General features: G+C 51.0%; 1 pseudogene. It reads left to right on the forward strand.

From position 1 onward, the window contains the following. Positions 1-126 precede the first annotated feature (126 nt). Positions 127-259: pseudogene (locus DEO48_RS27200) on the forward strand (AlpA family transcriptional regulator); the annotation flags it as partial.

Consider the following 259-nt stretch of genomic DNA (forward strand, 5'->3'; position numbering starts at 1 on the left):
TGCCTGATGCGATGGGCCGGTAATTTTTTACAGGCAACCCCTATCCTCTGAGGAGAACCGGCATGTCCAGGATTTAACGGCACCGGACCTCTCCCGACAACCATTTCTCAGAGGGAGATAAATACCATGACCACACCGAATACGAATAACGCCAGCACCACATCCACCACGCAGCTTTGCGCAGAAGACCCGCTTATCGACATGACGTTCATTACCACGTTTACCGGGATGACCGACAAATGGTTCTACAAACTGATTG

Source organism: Enterobacter sp. CGMCC 5087, from assembly GCF_003144775.1.
In the GTDB taxonomy this organism is placed as follows: domain Bacteria; phylum Pseudomonadota; class Gammaproteobacteria; order Enterobacterales; family Enterobacteriaceae; genus Enterobacter; species Enterobacter cloacae_M.